The 16,596-nt window shown below is 71.2% G+C and carries 14 protein-coding genes and 1 pseudogene; 7 read left to right on the forward strand and 8 right to left on the reverse strand.

Going from position 1 to position 16,596, the window contains the following annotated elements; genetic code table 11:
• Positions 1 to 25: 25 nt before the first annotated feature.
• Positions 26 to 1,696, reverse strand: coding sequence for an ABC transporter substrate-binding protein (locus QE410_RS14020; protein WP_307333150.1), 1,671 nt, complete (start codon positions 1,694 to 1,696; stop codon positions 26 to 28).
• 296 nt (positions 1,697 to 1,992) lie between these two features.
• Here QE410_RS14020 and QE410_RS14025 point away from each other — a divergent pair, with 296 nt between their 5' ends.
• The 3 genes from QE410_RS14025 (at position 1,993) to QE410_RS14035 (ending at position 4,000) form a co-directional block, all read left to right on the forward strand.
• Complete coding sequence (locus QE410_RS14025) at positions 1,993 to 2,859, forward strand: spermidine synthase (protein ID WP_307333152.1); 867 nt, start codon at positions 1,993 to 1,995, stop codon at positions 2,857 to 2,859.
• Positions 2,860 to 2,953: 94 nt separating this feature from the next.
• Positions 2,954 to 3,481: a tetratricopeptide repeat protein gene (locus QE410_RS14030; RefSeq protein ID WP_307333154.1), complete on the forward strand. Its 528-nt coding sequence runs from the start codon at positions 2,954 to 2,956 to the stop codon at positions 3,479 to 3,481.
• 30 nt (positions 3,482 to 3,511) lie between these two features.
• The gene (locus tag QE410_RS14035; RefSeq protein WP_307333156.1) at positions 3,512 to 4,000 is read left to right on the forward strand and encodes a SprT-like domain-containing protein; all 489 of its coding nucleotides are present in this window, start codon (positions 3,512 to 3,514) and stop codon (positions 3,998 to 4,000) included.
• Positions 4,001 to 4,234: 234 nt separating this feature from the next.
• Here QE410_RS14035 and QE410_RS14040 read toward each other — a convergent pair whose 3' ends face one another.
• Positions 4,235 to 4,864 carry a 2-phosphosulfolactate phosphatase gene (locus QE410_RS14040; protein WP_307333158.1) on the reverse strand — a complete coding sequence of 210 codons (630 nt, stop codon included), beginning with the start codon at positions 4,862 to 4,864 and terminating at the stop codon, positions 4,235 to 4,237.
• 177 nt (positions 4,865 to 5,041) lie between these two features.
• Between QE410_RS14040 and QE410_RS14045 the strand changes: the two genes are divergently transcribed.
• Positions 5,042 to 5,563, forward strand: a complete 522-nt coding sequence (locus QE410_RS14045) for a hypothetical protein (RefSeq protein ID WP_307333159.1) — start codon at positions 5,042 to 5,044, stop codon at positions 5,561 to 5,563.
• 67 nt (positions 5,564 to 5,630) lie between these two features.
• Here QE410_RS14045 and QE410_RS14050 read toward each other — a convergent pair whose 3' ends face one another.
• The 3 genes from QE410_RS14050 to QE410_RS14060 form a co-directional block, all read right to left on the reverse strand.
• Positions 5,631 to 6,281, reverse strand: a complete 651-nt coding sequence (locus QE410_RS14050) for a response regulator transcription factor (protein WP_307333160.1) — start codon at positions 6,279 to 6,281, stop codon at positions 5,631 to 5,633.
• A gap of 97 nt (positions 6,282 to 6,378) precedes the next feature.
• The gene (locus QE410_RS14055; protein ID WP_307333163.1) at positions 6,379 to 7,542 is read right to left on the reverse strand and encodes a sensor histidine kinase; all 1,164 of its coding nucleotides are present in this window, start codon (positions 7,540 to 7,542) and stop codon (positions 6,379 to 6,381) included.
• Positions 7,543 to 7,606: 64 nt separating this feature from the next.
• Positions 7,607 to 8,098 carry an Lrp/AsnC family transcriptional regulator gene (locus QE410_RS14060; RefSeq protein ID WP_307333164.1) on the reverse strand — a complete coding sequence of 164 codons (492 nt, stop codon included), beginning with the start codon at positions 8,096 to 8,098 and terminating at the stop codon, positions 7,607 to 7,609.
• A 107-nt stretch (positions 8,099 to 8,205) separates the two neighbouring features.
• Between QE410_RS14060 and QE410_RS14065 the strand changes: the two genes are divergently transcribed.
• Together QE410_RS14065 and QE410_RS14070 are read left to right on the forward strand one after the other, a co-directional pair.
• Positions 8,206 to 9,615 (forward strand): DUF6421 family protein, encoded by a 1,410-nt coding sequence (locus tag QE410_RS14065; protein ID WP_307333166.1) that lies wholly within the window; start codon positions 8,206 to 8,208, stop codon positions 9,613 to 9,615.
• An 11-nt stretch (positions 9,616 to 9,626) separates the two neighbouring features.
• Positions 9,627 to 10,313: an SDR family oxidoreductase gene (locus tag QE410_RS14070; RefSeq protein ID WP_307333168.1), complete on the forward strand. Its 687-nt coding sequence runs from the start codon at positions 9,627 to 9,629 to the stop codon at positions 10,311 to 10,313.
• 52 nt (positions 10,314 to 10,365) lie between these two features.
• Here the strand turns inward: QE410_RS14070 and QE410_RS14075 are convergent.
• The 3 genes and pseudogenes from QE410_RS14075 to QE410_RS14085 form a co-directional block, all read right to left on the reverse strand.
• Positions 10,366 to 11,899 (reverse strand): annotated as a pseudogene (locus tag QE410_RS14075) (MFS transporter).
• Between the two features lie 256 nt (positions 11,900 to 12,155).
• Complete coding sequence (locus QE410_RS14080; RefSeq protein WP_307333170.1) at positions 12,156 to 14,264, reverse strand: DEAD/DEAH box helicase; 2,109 nt, start codon at positions 14,262 to 14,264, stop codon at positions 12,156 to 12,158.
• Complete coding sequence (locus tag QE410_RS14085; RefSeq protein ID WP_307333172.1) at positions 14,176 to 15,351, reverse strand: hypothetical protein; 1,176 nt, start codon at positions 15,349 to 15,351, stop codon at positions 14,176 to 14,178. The genes QE410_RS14080 and QE410_RS14085 overlap by 89 nt, the downstream gene beginning before the upstream one ends.
• Before the next feature lie 100 nt (positions 15,352 to 15,451).
• Between QE410_RS14085 and QE410_RS14090 the strand changes: the two genes are divergently transcribed.
• Entirely contained in the window at positions 15,452 to 16,519 is a 1,068-nt protein-coding gene (locus tag QE410_RS14090; protein ID WP_307333174.1) for a low specificity L-threonine aldolase, read from the forward strand.
• The last annotated feature ends 77 nt before the right edge of the window (positions 16,520 to 16,596 follow it).

Raw genomic sequence — 16,596 nt, forward strand, 5'->3', positions numbered from 1 at the left:
TCGACGCGGGGCCCGCGGCATCCGATCACTCGGTGAGTTCGATCTCGTTGTAGACCTCGTCCTGCACGGGGCTGGCCGGGTACGACTTCACGCGGGGCGCGAAGGCGAGCGTCGGCACGGGGTTGGCGAGCGGGATGCCGGGCAGGAACGTCGCGATCTGCTCGTTCACCGCCTGATAGGCCGGGTCCTGCTCGGCCTCGGTCGCGAGCCCCCGGGCCGAAGTGAGCGCCGAGAAGAGCTCGGCGTTGTCGAAGCCCCACTCGTTCGACTTTCCGCCGAAGAACGTGCCCACGAAGTTGTCGGGGTCGTTGTAGTCGCCGGTCCAGCCGAGCAGGTGGATGCCGTGCTCGCTGCCGCCCTGGATGAGGTCGAGGTACTCGCCCCACTCGTTCGACACCGGGTTGAGGACGATTCCCACGGCCTGCAGCTGCGACTGCAGGTTGGTGAAGATCTGCTCGGGGTTCGGCATGTACGGACGCGAGATGTTGACCGGGTAGTTGAACGTCAGGGTCAGCGGGTTCGCCTCGGTGTAGCCGGCTTCGGCGAGCAGGGCCTTCGCGCCCTCCTGGTCGAACTCCCACGTGGTGACACCGGAGTTGAAGCCGATGACGCTGTCGGGCATGAACTGGGATGCCACGGTGGTGCCCTCGGGCAGCACCTGGGTGACCAGCTGCTCCTTGTCGATGGCGTGGGCGATGGCCTGGCGCACGCGGATGTCGGAGAGCGCGGGGTCGGCCTGGTTCATGCCGAGGTAGAGGATGTTGAACGGGTCGCGGTTGGTGAGCATGTAGCCCGCGCTCTCGAGGGCACCCAGGTCAGCCGGGGCGACGAGGTCGTATCCGTCGATCGAGCCGGACTCGAGGGCCTGACGGCGCGCGGTGGTGTCGCCGATCACGCGGAAGATGACCTGCTGCACCTGGCCCTGCTCGCCCCAGTACCCGTCGTATGCGGTGACGGTCGCTTCGGCGCCGGGCTCCCATGAATCGAACTGGAAGGGGCCGGTGCCGGTGGGGTGCGCCTGGGCGTACTCGCTGAGGGTCGGCGCCTCCGACGTGCCGCCGACGTTGTCCGCCTCGTACTCCTGCAGCGCGGTGGGGCTCTGGATGGCGAACGCCGGGAGCGACAGCGCCGGGATGAAGCCGGCGAACGGCTCGGTGAGGGTGATCGTGACCTCGGTGGGGCTCGCGACCTCGCAGCCGCCGTAGATGGAGGTGCCGGTGTCGGCGTAGCCGCGCATGATCTTGCCCCAGTAGTACGAAAGACTCTCGGACTGGGCGATGCCGGTGAAGTTGTTCTGCCGGTCGAAGTTGAAGCACACGGCGTCGGCGTTGAATTCGGAGCCGTCGTGGAAGGTGACCCCTTCTTTTAACTGGAAGGTGTACGACAAGCCGTCTTCGGACTGCTCCCAGCTCTCGGCGAGCATCGGAGCGGGGTCGGCCGTGCCGGGCTCGACGCCGACGAGACCCTCGAAGATCTGGCGCGAGATGCGGAACGACTCGCCGTCGCTCGCGAACGCGGGGTCGAGGCTGGACGGGTCGCCGGACGCGCCGAAGACGAAGGTCGAGTCGACGTCGCCGCCGGCGTCTGCGCCGCCGCCGTTGTCGTCGCGCTGACTCGTGCAGCCCGACAGGGCAAGCGCGCCGATGGCGACCGTGGCGCCACCGACGAGCAGACGTCGTCGAAGAGAACTGAGCATTTTTCGTTGCACCTTCCGGGGGGAAAGGGAGGAGGACGACGGTATGGGCACCCCGTCGTGCCGCGCTCCACTTGCTGTGTTCTGACGACCGTACAGGGCGGTCGAGGCGCTGCCCATTGCACCTTTGTATCGATCGTGTTTCGGCGTCCTGGCATCCTGCCCTCTCCGACGGGTCGCATCGGAGCATTTCGCCCGAGGGGATTCTCGACGCACTGGTCAGCCGGTGCGGCCCCGACCCGTCGGCCGTGACCCGTGGGCGGCGGCGCGGGTGCACGGGCGCGGCTAGCGTGGATGCCATGGCCCGCATGCGCATCGAACCCGACGACGCCCCCACGGCGCGTCTGTCGGACGGCACCACCGCGCGCGTGACGCCCTCGGGCTTCGTCGCGGGCTACGAACTCGTCGTGGACGGCACCCCGCAGTCGCACGTCGATCTCGACGACCCCACCCACCTGCACTTCGAGTACGTGGCCCGCATGGGCGCCGTGATCGATCGACTCCGGATGCCGGGACAGCCGCTGACCGCGGTGCACCTGGGCGCGGGTGCCTTGACCCTCCCCCGGTACGTCGAGGCGACGCGTCCGGGCTCGCGCCAACAGGTCATCGAGCTGGAGCCGGGGCTGTGGGATCTCGTGCGCGAGAACCTGCCCCTGCCTCGCGGCGCCTCGGTGCGAGTGCGGATCGGCGACGCGCGGGCGGGCCTGTCGCGGCTCCCCGCGGGGCTCACCGGTGCCGTCGACCTGCTCGTCAGCGACGTCTACTCGGGAGCGCAGACGCCGGCTCACCTGACGACGGTGGAGTTCTACCGTGAGGCCGCGCGGCTGCTCGCCCCCGACGGCGTGCTCCTGGTCAACGTGTCGGACGGCCCGGGGCTTGCCTTCGCGCGCCGACAGGTCGCGACCGTGCGGGAGGTGCTGCCCGAGGTCATCATGCTCGCCGAGGTGCAGGTGCTCAAGGGCCGCCGGTTCGGCAACCTCGTCGTGGCCGCCTCGGCCCAGCACCTGCCGGTCGAGTGGCTGCCACGGTTGATGGCGGCGGGGCCCCACCCGGCGAAGGTCGCGCAGGGCGCCGAGATCGTCGAATTCATGAGGGGTGCGCGGGCGGCGACGGATGCCGACGCGACGCCGTCGCCGAAGCCGTCGGCATCCATCTTCGAACGATGACGGCGGTCGGTTCGTCGCCCGACCGCGTGGCGATTGCGCTTCGGGCGCGCGGGCGACGCACACTGGAAGTCCTGCCCGACCGAGAGGAGCGACGGTGAGCTACATCCACGGGTACGACCCCGACACGCTGCGCGAGATCACCGACTCTCGCGAGTGCGCGGAGCGTCTCGAAGAGATCGGGGAGCAGCGGAGCCTGCACGCCCTGCTCGAGCGGGTGTGGCTGCTGAAGGTGCTCGACCGCTTCGACGAGGCACTGGAGATCTCCGATCAGTCGGTGCGCGTCGCGCGCATGGCCGGCACCCGTCGCGACCTGCTGCGCGCCCGCATCCTGCACGCCACGATCCTGCAGTGCCGCGGCGCGTTCGCCGCGGCCGAGCAGGAGCTCACCACGTGCGCCGAAGAGGCCGAGGGCCAGGGGTGGGCGAGCATCGCCGCCTTCGCGCTGCAGCACCGCGGCAAGGTGCACTACGACGAGGGCGACTACGACGCCGCCCGGCGCGACTTCAAGCAGGCGCTGTTCCTCCGGCAGAACGCCGGGGCCACCGACGCCCAGCTCGAGTCGACACTGCTCGCCATCGACGCCGCCGAACGTCGGCGCGCGCGCGAAGCCGTCGCGAGCTGAATGTCGTAGGCCCTTCGTAGGCTCCCGGTCATGTCCGATCTGCAGCGCGTGCGCACCTGGGCCGAGGCGTTGATCGCCCTGCACCTCGACGCGTCCTGGTCGTTCGGGTTCGACAACGCCAAGAGGCGAGCGGGCCTGTGCGACTACGGTCGCAAACGCATCAGCGTCTCGCGCTACCTGGCCGCCCGCTACGACGACGAGACGAACCACCAGACCCTCCTCCACGAGGTGGCGCACGCGATGGCGGGTGCCGCGGCCGGCCACGGTGCCGTCTGGAAGCGCACGGCGAAAGACCTGGGGTACGTCGGCGGCACGACGCACGCCGGCGAGACGGCCACCGAACTCGCGCCGTGGGTGGGCACCTGCCCCGCGGGGCACGTCGCCTACCGTCACCGACGCGCGACGCGGCCGACCTCGTGCGCGAAGTGCGCGCCCACCTTCGACCCGCGGTTCGCGCTGTCGTGGGAGCACCGCGACATCAGCCCGGCGGTGAGACTCGCCGCGGCGACGCCGCGCTGACACGCGCGATGCGCTCGTGCCGAGGTCTGCAGGCGGATGCCGCGGGGTCGGGCCCTGCGCCTCCGGAGGACCCCGCGTGGCTCGGGCCCGTGGGTGGGGCCCTGCGCCGCCGGGGAACCCCGCGTGGCGGGGCCCGTCGGTCGGGCCCTGCGCCTCAGGAAGATCCCGCGTGGCTGAGGCCCGTGGGTGGGGCCCTGCGCCTCGGGAAGACCCGGCGTGGCGGGGGCCCGTCGGTCAGGCCGCGCTCACCACGCCGTCGTGCAGCACCGGCACGACGGATGCCGCGTCGCGCGAGGCCGCGGCGAGGACGGCCTCACGCTCCCCGTCGGCCGTGAGCGCGCGGCCGTTGCCGCTGGCCGTGAGCAGGTGACGCACGGCGCCGCCGAGCGCGCGGAAGCCCTCGCCGGCGACGGCGGCGTCGGGCGAGGCGTGATCGATGCCGAGATCACCCAGGGCTGCGACGACGGCACCCGCGCCGAGCAGGTCGTCGACCGCGAAGCGCACGCCAGCGGCATCCGCGTCGTCGACGGAACCCGCCGCGATCACCGAGATGCTCGTGCGTGCACCGCGCTCGTGCTGCACGGCCATCACGTGGGCGGCGACCGCCGCCGCGTTGCGCAGACCCCCGATCACCACATGGGCACCGGCGGCCTCGGCAGCGCGGGCGAGGGATGCCGCGGCGTCGGCGTCGTCGGTGAGGTCGAGACCGGCGCCGTGCTCGCACGCGCTCAGCGCGTGCGCCGTCAGCCCCAGCGTCTGGACGACGACCACGACGTCCGCCGGCGCAAGACGCGCGAGGCCCGCCTCGCCCCATTCGAGACGCACCTGATAGTCGGACTGCGCGTGGGCGGAAGTGTTCGGCATCCTTCGAGCCTAGGACCGTCCCACGCTCGCCCCGGCACGACCCGACACCGCGACGAGCTGACGATCCCCCTCCCCCCTCGCGCCACCGGCTCAGCCAGTCCCGTCGCATAGCGACCATCCGAGCGAGTCGCGTCAAGGTGTGCGCATCGCCGCGAGACATCGGGCACGATCGTCGACATGCGCATCCTGCTGAAATTCGTCGTCGACTGCGACCCGGACGCCGCCTGGCGCGCCCTGCACTCGCCGCGCGCGGTCGCCGAGCTGTACGGCCCGCTCCTCGCAGTCGACGCGCTGGGCACCATGCCGACGTCGTTCGCCTCGGGTGACGACGTGCCGGTGCAGATGAGTGTGGCGGGGGTCATCCCGGTGGGCCGCCAGCTCATCTCGGTCGCCGACCGCGAGACCGCCGACGGCAGCGGGCGCGTCCGCGTGTTCCGCGACTGGGGGGTGCCGCTGACGGGTCCTCTGTCGGTGCTCGACGTGTGGGACCACCAGATGGCCGTATCGGCCGCTCCCGGCGATGCGACCCGGACGCTGTGGCGAGAGCGTCTGACCATCGGCGGCGCGGCCGCCCCCGCACTGTGGCCGGCCCTGTGGGCGACGTGGCAGTGGCGCGCCGCCCGCATCCGCGCGCTCGCACCCACCTGGGCCTACGACCCCGAACGCAACACCGACTCCGACGCCGACGCCACGCCGTGAGATTCCTGCTCGGCGGCCCGCTCCCCAGACGTGCGGCTGCGGCGGCAGCCGCCGATGGGGCGTGCGGTCAGACGAGCCCGTGCCGATAGGCGAACACGACGAGCTGCACACGGTCGCGCACACCCAGCTTCGTGAGGATGCGGCTGATGTGCGTCTTGACGGTGGCCTCGGACAAGAACTCGCGCTCGGCGATCTCAGCGTTGCTCAGCCCGCCCGCGGCCAGCGCGAAGATCTCGCGCTCGCGATCGGTGAGTCCGGCGTAGGCCACCGGAACGGGCTCCGTCGCGCCACCGTCGGCGATGTGCGCGAACAGCTCGCGGGTGGCCGCGGCGGCGATCACCGCGGAGCCGGCGTGTACGGTCCGCACCGCCGACAGGAGGAATTCCGGCTCGGAGTCCTTCAGCAGGAACCCGCTCGCTCCGCCCTGGATGGCACGGGCCGCCGCCTCGTCGAGGTCGAAGGTGGTGAGCACGACCACGCGCGGGGCGTCGGGTTCACGCAGGATCTCCGCGGTCGCGGCGAGGCCGTCCATCACCGGCATCCGCACGTCCATCAACACGAGGTCGGGACGCGTCGCGCGGACGACGTCGATGCCCTCCCGTCCGTCGGACGCTTCGCCGACGACCTCGAGGTCGGGCTGGGAGTTCAGCACCATCTTGATCCCGGCGCGGAACAGGGCTTGATCGTCGACGAGGACGATGCGCACGACCGCGCTCATGACGATGGTTCCTCTTTCGGATCGGGGCGACTCGGCATCCACTGTGCCCGAGAAGAGCCGCGGTGCTCTCGCGTCTCACGACCGACGCGCGCGGGATTCACCCGCTCGCTCCGATGGGCAGGTCGGCCGTGACGACGAACTCGCCGTACTCGGGTCCGGCGGTGAGACTCCCACCGACGAGCTGCGCACGCTCGCGCATGCCGATCACGCCGTGACCCCCGGTAGATGCCGTCGACGCGGGGGATGCCGTGGAGCGGGCATTGCGCACCGCGAGCACGACGCGGTCGACGTACCACCCGAGCTGCACACGGACACGGGGATCGACGCCGTGCCGCAGGGCGTTCGTGAGGGCCTCCTGCATGATGCGGTAGACCGCGAGCTGGATCGACGCGGGCGGCACACCCGGCGGCTCGGGGTCGCTGACGACGTCGAGCACGATGCCGGCCGCGCGCATGCGGTCGAAGAGCTCGTCGAGGTCGGCGAGCGTCGGCTGGGGCCCTTCGGCCTGACTGTGCCGTAACTGCGTGAGCAGCAGGCGCACGTCGGTGAGAGCGGAACGCGCCGTCGTCGAGATGGTGGCCAGCGCGTCGGCGGTCGCCGCCGGGTCGGTCGCGGCGGCGTAGCGCGCACCGTCGGCCTGGGCGATCACCACGGCGAGCGAATGGGCGACGACGTCGTGCATGTCGCGAGCGATGCGCACGCGCTGCTGCTCGGCGATGGTCTCGGCCTCGGCGGCACGCTGGGCGCGACTGTTCGCGGCCGCCCGCATCGCGGTTCGTACGAGGGCGCCCGTCACCCACGACAGCATGAGTGCGAAGCCGGCGGCGAGCAGCAGGGCTCCCGCGATGAACCACACCTCCGCGGTGGGGGGTTCGGAGATGCCCCGACCCACCAGGTAGACCGGCACGATGACGGCACCGGCGATGGCCGAACCGAAGCCGCTCCAGAACACCCGCGTGCCGCCGTAGGCGGCCGTGGCGTAGAGGACGGCGAAAATGGCCAGATTCGTCGGTGAGGGCGTCATGCCGAAACCCATCTGCAGCGCCGCCCCCACCCACGCCAGGCACAGGGCCAGCCCGGGGTGCAGGCGTCGCACGGCGAGGGCGGCCGTGTAGGCGACGACCATCAGCACGGCACCCGGGACCGTGGTGGTCGGCGTGGAGCCGACCAGCTCGACGACCATCGAGAGGAGCCCGAACACCCCGGCGATCACCAGGTCGGTGATCAGCTGATAGCGCGCGAGCGTGCGGAAGGAGAGCATCGCCTTCACGCTACGCGGCACGGTGGGCCGCGGCATCCGTCTGACGATGTATCCCGATGGGCCGTCAGGCGGGGAAATCGGCCGGCTCGACCGGGCGCGCTTCGAAGAAGGTCTGCAACACCACCGTGGTGCGGGTGTTGACCTGCGCGGCCGCGCGGATGTCGCGGATCAGGGCTTCGAGGTCGCGTGGGGTGGGCACGCGGACGAACAGCATGTAGGCGGCCTCGCCGGCGATCGAGTGGCAGGCCTCGATGGCGCTGAGATGCGCGAGGAGCTCGGGGGCGTTGTCGGGCTGCGCGGGGTCGAGCGGGGTGATCTCGACGAAGGCGGCGAGCGGTCGCCCCAGGGCCTCGGCGTCGAGGACCGGGCGGTACCCCTTCACGATGCCCCGGGACTCGAGACGGCGAAGGCGCGACTGCACGGCCGACACCGACAGTCCGACGCGCTCCGACAGGTGAGAGAGCGTGGCGCGGGCGTCGAGCGAGATCTCCCGCACGATCGCGGCGTCGACGGCGTCATCGAGACGCGGGGCGCGGGGCGCGGGAGCCTCGGTCATGGGCTCGACAGTAGCAGGGCCGGGCATCGCACCCCTGGCGGCATCCGTATTCTTTTCGTTAGTATCGCCATTACGCAGGAATATTTACCGTTTAGACGGAGGATGCCATGACCATCGCCACGCCCACCCGTGACGCCGCCGATCTGCTCGCCGGCCACGGGGTCGACGCCGTCGAACGCACCCCCGCCTGGACCCGGCTCAAGAGCGCCGCCACCGCCCTCCAGGGGCTGCAGGCCGCAGACGGCTCGATCGACGACACCGCCGCCGCCGCGCCGCTGATCGACGACGTGCTCACCGCCATCGAGGCGCTCGCGCCGCTGTTCCCCCACGACGCCGCGTACCTCGCCGCCTCGGTCGACGACTTCCGTCGCTGGCGCGACCAGGGGCTCGGCGTTCCCGACTTCCTCGACTCCCTGGTGGCGTTCCAGCCGCAGGAGCACCGCGTCGACGGCATCCGTCATCTCGTCGTGTTCCCCATGTACACGCAGAACGGCTCGAGCGACCGACACGTCGAGGCGCTGCTCGTCGAGGCGATCTGGCCCGAGTTCATCGCGCGACTCGAAGAGGAGTACACCAACCGGCTCTTCGTCTCGCTGCGCCTGATCGACTTCACCTCGGGCTACGACACCAACTCGGCGGTGCTGTTCCCCGAGACCGTCGCCATGCGCGAGGTGCCCGCCTTCACCTGGGGAGCGATCTTCCAAGACCGCGAAGCCGCCCGGTACCGTCGCGTCACCCGTGCCGCGGCCGAGATCACCAAGCTCGACCTGCCGGAGGCCGCCGCCCGCCTGCTCGATGACCAGGAGCTGGCCGAGCGCACATTCGTCATGTGGGATCTCATCCACGACCGCACGCACATGCGCGGCGACCTGCCCTTCGACCCGTTCATGATCAAGCAGCGGATGCCGTTCTTCCTCTACTCGCTCGAAGAACTGCGCTGCGACCTCACCGCGTTCCGCGAGAGCGTCGCGCTGCAGGCGCGCCTGGCCCTTCGACAGGCTCAGGGACCGGACTTGGACGCCGCCGAGCGGGCGATGCTCGAGCACGCCGAGCTCGTGCAGTACGCGGTGATCTTCGACCGCATCTTCCGCTTCGCCATCACCGGCTCGCGCGTGCGCAACTACGACGGTCTCGGCGGCCAGCTGCTGTTCGCGTGGCTGCACCAGCGCCGCGTGCTCCACTGGACCGACACCTCGCTCGCCTTCGACTGGGACGAGGTCCCCGCGGCCGTCGTGGCGTTGGCCGACGCGATCGACGAGCTCTACTGGCGCTCGATCGACCGCCCGAAGACGGCGCACTGGCTCGCCGCCTACGACCTCGTGCGGTCGGTCGTCACGCCGCATCCGGCGTCGGCGTGGGCGCGGGGGCTGCCGGATGACGTGCTCGCGGGGCTCCCGAAGGGGTACACCGACGCGGTACTCGACGACGAGTTCCCCCTGTCGATGTTCTTCGAGGCCTTGGAGAAGAAGATGCGGCCCGTGATCGCGTCGACCGAGGGAATCCGCGCGACGGATTGACGGCGAACGCGATGATCATCGACGAGGGGGTGAGCGGGCGGACGGTGCTGCTCGCGGGAGGAACGAGCGCCGCGGGCCGCGCGAGCGCGCGGGCGCTGACGGATGCCGGGGCGCGCGTCGTCGTCGCGGGGAGCGACCGGGAACGTCTCGCGCAGGTCGCCGCGGAGATCCCCGGTCTTGCGATCGAGCGCTGCGATCTCACCGACGCCGAGGAGGTCGACGCGCTGCGCGACCGCGTCCACGGCGTACACGGCCGGGTGGACGGCATCCTGCACCTCGTCGGCGGATGGCGAGGCGGCGGGGGGCTCGCCGGGCAGAGCGACGAGGACTTCGCCTTCCTGCTGCGGTCGCTGACGGCCTTGCGGCATGTGAGCCGCGCGTTCGATGCCGACCTGCGTGCGTCGGATGCCGGACGTCTCGCGATCGTGTCATCGACGGCGCTCGAGCGGCCCCTCGCCGGCGGCGCCAACTATGCGGCGGTGAAGGCCGCGTCGGAGGCGTGGGTGCGCGCGGTCGCCCAGGGGTACACGAAGCACGCGCGCGACGCGGGGCGGAGCGCAACGGCCGCGGCCGTCATCTTCCGCGTCACGTCCCTCGAGGGGCTCGAGGACGCTCTGGCGGCGTCGGTCGTGGCGCTCTGGGACGACGACGCCATGGCGTGGAATGACGTCGTGATCGACATCGAGCCGCCGGGCTGACGCCGCTCGAGCTTCACCGGTGTTCGGCTCGTGCGCGCGATGTCGGTTTGCCTCAGCTCTCGTCGCGAGGCGGTTCGCCGTGCAGACCTCGCGATGCCGGTTGGGGCAGGGTCGTGCCCGACTCTTCGGCGCGGCCGAAACCGGCGCCCCCGGAACCGGCGAGAGGCACGGGCGCGGGCGTTCCAGCTGCGTCGTCGGTGTCGGCGGTGTCGTCGGCCGTCTGCGCGACGTCGGCGTTGACCTCGGCCGTGCGGTACTGCCGCGACAGGATGCGGTACGACCGGGTCAAGAAGGCGAGGGCGGCCGCGACCACCATCACGAGACCCGCGAAGACGAAGACGAGCGCGATGCCGCGCGATTGACCGTCACCGAGGAGCCAGCCCCACGTGGCGCGGCCGTCGGCGCCCTCCATGTAGGGGATGATCGCGAACTGGGCGATCGGGGCGATGAGGAACGACGTCACCGGCGCCGCGGCCGACTCGAACGCCGCGGCGAAACCGAACACGCGTCCTTGAGTGGCGAAGGGGACCACCTTCTGGATGACGGTCTGCTCCGCCGCCTCGACGGGCGGGATGAGCGCCATGTAGACCCAGATGCCCACGGCATAGAGCCACCACCAGTCGCGGATCACGAAGACCGCTCCGAGCACACCCATGCCCATGACGATCCACAGCATCGTGCGGATGGGGTTCTTCCCCAGGCCGAACTTCGCCACCAGCCCACCACCGATGATGAAGCCGGTGGCGGTGACGCCCAGGACCAGACCCCACACCTGCACGCTGAAGAGCTCGAGACCGTAGGGATCCATCAGCGCCATGTAGACGCCGCCGATGGAAGGTCGAGAAGACGATGAGGGCGAACAGCCCGGGAGCCGCGCGGACGGCGCGGACGGCTCCCCCGAGATCGACCATCGGGCTGCGCTCGGCACCAGCCGCCGGACGTTCTTCGACGAAGCGGATCGTCAGCAGGTGGAGGAGGGCGACCAGGGTCAGCACGATCGCGATCGCGAGGGTCCACCCCATGCCCAGGAAGCCGACCGACAGTCCGCTGAAGACGCTCGTGACGACGAAGGCCAAGCCCTGCACGGTGCCGACCAGACCGTTCGCGTTCGCGTGGCGTTCGACGGGAACGAGCAGGGTGACGGTGGTGGACAGGGCGATGTTGCGCATGTTCTCGATGACCGCGCCCGCGAGGATGACGCCGGAGAACAGCCAGAACCACGGCCCGCCCAGATCGAGCAGTGCGGCCTCGGGGAAGGCCAGCCACAGCGCGCCCGCCACGAGGAACGCGGTGAGGGTGACGAGGCCGGAGAACACCATCACGCGGTGCTTGCGGTGCCGATCGACTATGGAGCCGAACACCATCGCGAAAAGGGCGAGCAGCAGCATGTAGGCGCCGCCGACGATGCCGGTCGCGAGCACCGAGCGCGTCTCGAGGTAGACCCAGAAGGTCAGCGCGAACCAGAGGAAGCTGGTCGTCACATTGGCCGCGGCGGTGTTGATGAGCACCGCGAGGAAGGTGCGGTTGCCGCCGGCCGGCGCGGCGGTCGACCCGGCGGGGGTGGGCGAGGGCTGGGCGTCGGACATGGCCCTCACGCTAGACCCGACCTCCGACATCGGCCAGAGCCTGCGCTGCGGCGAGCGCCGGAGGCAGCACCGGGCGGGACGCGCTCCCCGCCGATCGCTCCGGTCGAGCCACGCGGCTGGGTCGGCGGTGCCCTCCGGGCATGATCCGTCGGCCAGGACGCCTCAGTCGAGCAGCGTCCCGCCGGGCGGAACGCCCCGGCCGGAGTGCCCCCGTCGAGCGGTGTCCCTCCGGGCAGAACCCCTCGGCCACGACGCCTCAGTCGAGCAGGCTGCGGATGTCGTCGGCGGTCAACCGCGGCCCGCCCGCGAACGCCTCACCGCTGCCGTCACCACCGTCGAGGACGCGGGCGAACAGGTCGGCTTTCGCCTCGCGGAGCGCGACCACCTTCTGCTCGACCGTGTCGGCCGACACCAGCCGGTAGACGATGACGGGACGCGTCTGCCCGATGCGGTGCGCCCGGTCGATCGCCTGGTCTTCGACGGCGGGGTTCCACCAGGGGTCGAGCAGCACCACGTAGTCGGCCTCGACGAGATTGAGGCCCACTCCGCCGGCCTTGAGCGAGACGAAGAAAGCGGGGTCGTCGCCGTCACGGAACCGATCGATCTCGGCCTGCCGGTCGGTGGTCGTGCCGTCGAGGTAACCCGACGCGAGCCCCGCCTCGGTGCAGCGCTGCCGCGCCGCACGCAGGAAGCGCGTGAACTGGCTGAGAACGAGCACGCGATGCCCCTCGGCCGCGGCTTCGACGAGGAGTTCTTCGAGGGCGTCCAGCTTGGCCGACGGCGCCTCGCCTTCATCGACGAGCGCGGGGTCGAGCGCCAGCTGCCGCAGCATCGTCAGCGAGCGGAAGATCGCGAAGCGGTTGCCGTCGGCGTCGGCGTCGAGCAGCCCCAGCAGACGCTGGCGCTCCCGGTGGAAGCGCCGGTCGTAGAGCTTGCGGTGCGCTGGATGCAGAGTCACCTCGAGGACGGTCTCCTGCTTGGGCGGCAGCTCGGCGGCGACGAGCTCTTTGGTACGCCGCAGCAGGAACGGGCGAATACGCCGACGGAGCAGATCGAGGCGCTCACCGTCGAAACGCTTCTCGATGGGCGTGCGGTACAACTCGGTGAACGACTCGCGGGTGCCGAGCAGGCCCGGTGCCACCAGCGAGACGAGCGCCCAGAGTTCGAGGAGGTTGTTCTCCATCGGGGTGCCGGTGATGACGAGAGTGAACGGCACGGCCAGCGCACGGGCGGCGCGGTACCCCCTCGACGACGGGTTCTTGATCTGCTGCGCCTCGTCGAGCACCAGTCCCGACCACGCGACCTCGGCGTACTGCTCCTGCTCGAGGCGGAACAGCGCGTAGCTGGTGACCACGACGTGCGCTCCCGCTGCCGCGTCGGCGATGCTCGTCGCGCGTCGCGCCCGCGTCGCCGTGATCACGCGTACATCGAGCTCCGGGGCGAACTGGGCGCACTCCCGGGCCCAGTTGCCCACGACGCTGGTGGGCGCGACGATGAGGAACGGTGCCATCGTGGGGTCGTCGGCGCGCGCGGCCTCCATCATCGCGATGGTCTGGACGGTCTTGCCGAGTCCCATGTCGTCGGCGAGGATGCCGCCGAGTCCCTGCGCCCGCAGGAAGTGCAGCCAGTCGAGACCGGTGCGCTGATAGTCGCGGAGCGTCGCGCGCAGGCCGGACGGCGGATCGACCGGGGTCAGGGCGGCTTCGTCGGTCAGACCGCGGACGCGCAGCCACCATTCGGCCTCGTGCGCGGCGAGCATGCCGAGCTCGGACAGGTCGTCCCACAGGCCCACGTTGTAGCGGTTGAGCTTGAGCTCGCCGACGGGCCGGTCGGCGAGGGTCCGGGCCTCGTCGATCACCGCGCGCAGGCGGTCGAACTTGGGGGTGTCGAGCCGCACGTACTCGCCCTCGCCGAGGAAGAGCACCCGGTCGCCGAGGGCCAGGGCGGTGTAGAGCGCGGTGAAATCCACCTCGACCTCGCCCACGCTCACCCGCGCATGGAGGTCGAACCAGTCGCTGCCGTCGTCGTCACCGGTGCTCAGGTGCACGACGGGCGCCTCGGGCGACGCACGATAGGCGGGGTGCTCGCCTGCGAGGTGGACCCGCACGTGGTCGAGGGACTGCAGGCGCGGCAACGCTTCGACGACGAGCAGCGCCGCCACCGCGGGAGCCAGCGGACGAGCCGGTGCCCTTCCCGTCGGGAACGGACCCGGGATGTCGATGCGCAGCTCCTCGCCGATGGCGGCGACGGCGGCCCAGACCTCTCGCTCATGGTCGTCATGGCGTCGGCCGTGGGTGGGCGAGCGGTCCCAGCGCGTCGCCACGGTCGTCGCTCCGTCGGCGTGCTCGACGAGAACCTCCAGCACGGGGGCGAGGCGGGGCCGGCACCTCCACCGTGCCTCTCGGCGACACCACCGGGGCGTCGAGCTGCAGGCGCGGCAGGTACTCGCGCAGGAAGGTGTCGGAGCCGCCCTCGTCGACCGTGAGCGCGCCGGAGCGCGCGAGCAGCGCGCGCACCGGTCCGGCGACGGGAGCCGACAGTCGCGTCAGCGTGATGCGTTCATCGTCACCGTCGCGGTCGGCGACGAAGGCCATCGCCACCGCCGGATCGCCCACCACCCACGACGGGAGGGCGGCGGTGTCGTCGTCGACGCCCTGCGCGACACCCCGCACGTGCAGGCTCGAACCCCGCCGGTCGAGAGCGATCGCGACGGTCGCGGGGGCGTCGACGATGCGTACCGGGTGATGAACGCCCGCGCCCGACACGAGCGGGACCCCGGCGGCGACGACGGCCTCGAGCTGCAGCCACAGCGAGTGCGGGGGAACGGCGGAGAGCGGCATCCATTCGTCGGACATGTACGCGCCGGAGCCGGAGCGCCCCAGCCGCCCGAGGCTGTCGAGTGCGGCGCGAGCCCGGGGATCGGCCGGCAGGGTCGCCAGCGCCGACCAGCCGGCCCGGCCCTTGATCCACGTGCCGCGGGTGCCGCGCACCCCGGGCCGCGCGGTGAGGGTGAGAGCGGTGCTGCGGCCGTAGCCTCCGCCACGACGGATCGCGAGGAAGAGGCAGAGCTCGAAAGGCGGCTCGTCGTCGACGAGGGGCGCGGCGGAGAACAGTTCGTCGAGCGAGCGCTGCCATTCGGGACGGGGCGGACGGCCCGCCGAGATCATGCGGTCGAACAGCACGAGGGCGGCGGCACAGAAGTGCTCGCACTCGGGACCGCGCCCGCACGAGCACCACCCCGACAGCTTCGAGAAATCGGCGGGAACGCGCAGCTCGAGGTGCTCGTAGCCCGCGGCCCCGAAGGACTGCGCCGAGACCACGATCACGCCGCCGATGGACCGTGCGTCGCCGACCTCGACCGAGCCGTAGACGAGCAGACGGTCGGCGCGCATCATCGCCGAGGCCGAGAACATCTCGCCGGCGATGCTGAGCGCTTCGGGATCCAACCGCATCCCTCCATTGTCGGGGGGACCCCCGACACCACAGCCCGCCGGGGCGGAACCGGGGAAAGACTCCCCCTGGGGAGGAGCCGGGAAAAGTTACGCTGGACAGGTGACTTCCCTCCACGATGCGTCGGTGCGCGGCTTCGCGTCCGACAACTATTCCGGCATCCACCCCGACGTCCTCGCCGCGATCGCCGCGGCCAACGAGGGCCACCAGGTCGCGTACGGCGAAGACGTGTACACCGCCCGCCTGCAGGAGCTCTTCACGGGCCTGCTCGGAGACGGCGTCGAGGCCTTCCCGGTCTTCAACGGCACGGGCGCCAACGTGGTCGGGCTGCAATCGATGCTCCCCCGCTGGGGCGCCGTCATCTCGGCATCCACCGCGCACATCAACGTCGACGAGGGCGGGGCCCCCGAACGCGTCGGCGGCATCAAGCTGCTCACCGTGCCCACCGACGACGGCAAGCTCACCCCCGAGCTCGTCGACCGCGAGGCCTGGGGCTGGGGCGACGAGCACCGCGCGCAGCCGCTCGTCGTCTCGATCACGCAGTCGACCGAACTCGGCACCCTCTACACGGTCGACGAGGTCCGCGAGCTCGCCGCCCACGCGCACGGCCACGGCATGCGCCTGCACATGGACGGTGCCCGCATCTCCAACGCCGCGGCGGCGCTCGATGTGCCGCTGCGCGCCTTCACCCGCGATGCGGGCGTCGACGTGCTGAGCTTCGGGGGGACGAAGAACGGCGCCATGATCGGCGAGGCCATCGTCGTGCTCGACCCCGCGGCATCCACCGGTCTCACCTACCTCCGCAAGCTCGACATGCAGCTCTCGAGCAAGATGCGCTTCGTTTCTGCTCAGCTCGTCGCCCTGCTCGAGAACGACCTCTGGCTGCGCAACGCCCGGCATTCGAACGCGATGGCGCAGCGCCTGCGCGCCGGCGTCGAGGCGGGGCTCGCCGACGGCTCGATCCAGGGCGTGGAGTTCACCCAGCCGACCCAGGCCAACGGCGTGTTCGCCACCCTTCCGGCCGGGGTCGCCGACCGTCTGCGCCGCAGTTTCCGCTTCTACGATTGGGACGAGCTGCGCCGCGAGGTGCGGTGGATGTGCTCGTTCGACACCACCGAATCTGACATCGACGCTTTCGTCGCGGCGATCGCGCGCGAGACGACGGCCTGACCCGGCTCGCCCGTCGGGCAGCGGCGGCGGTCGGGGCGACCCTCGTCCGACCGCCGCGCCGGGCGCGGAAGGCGGTG

The organism is Microbacterium sp. SORGH_AS_1204, from assembly GCF_030818935.1.
Classification (GTDB): Bacteria; Actinomycetota; Actinomycetes; order Actinomycetales; family Microbacteriaceae; genus Microbacterium.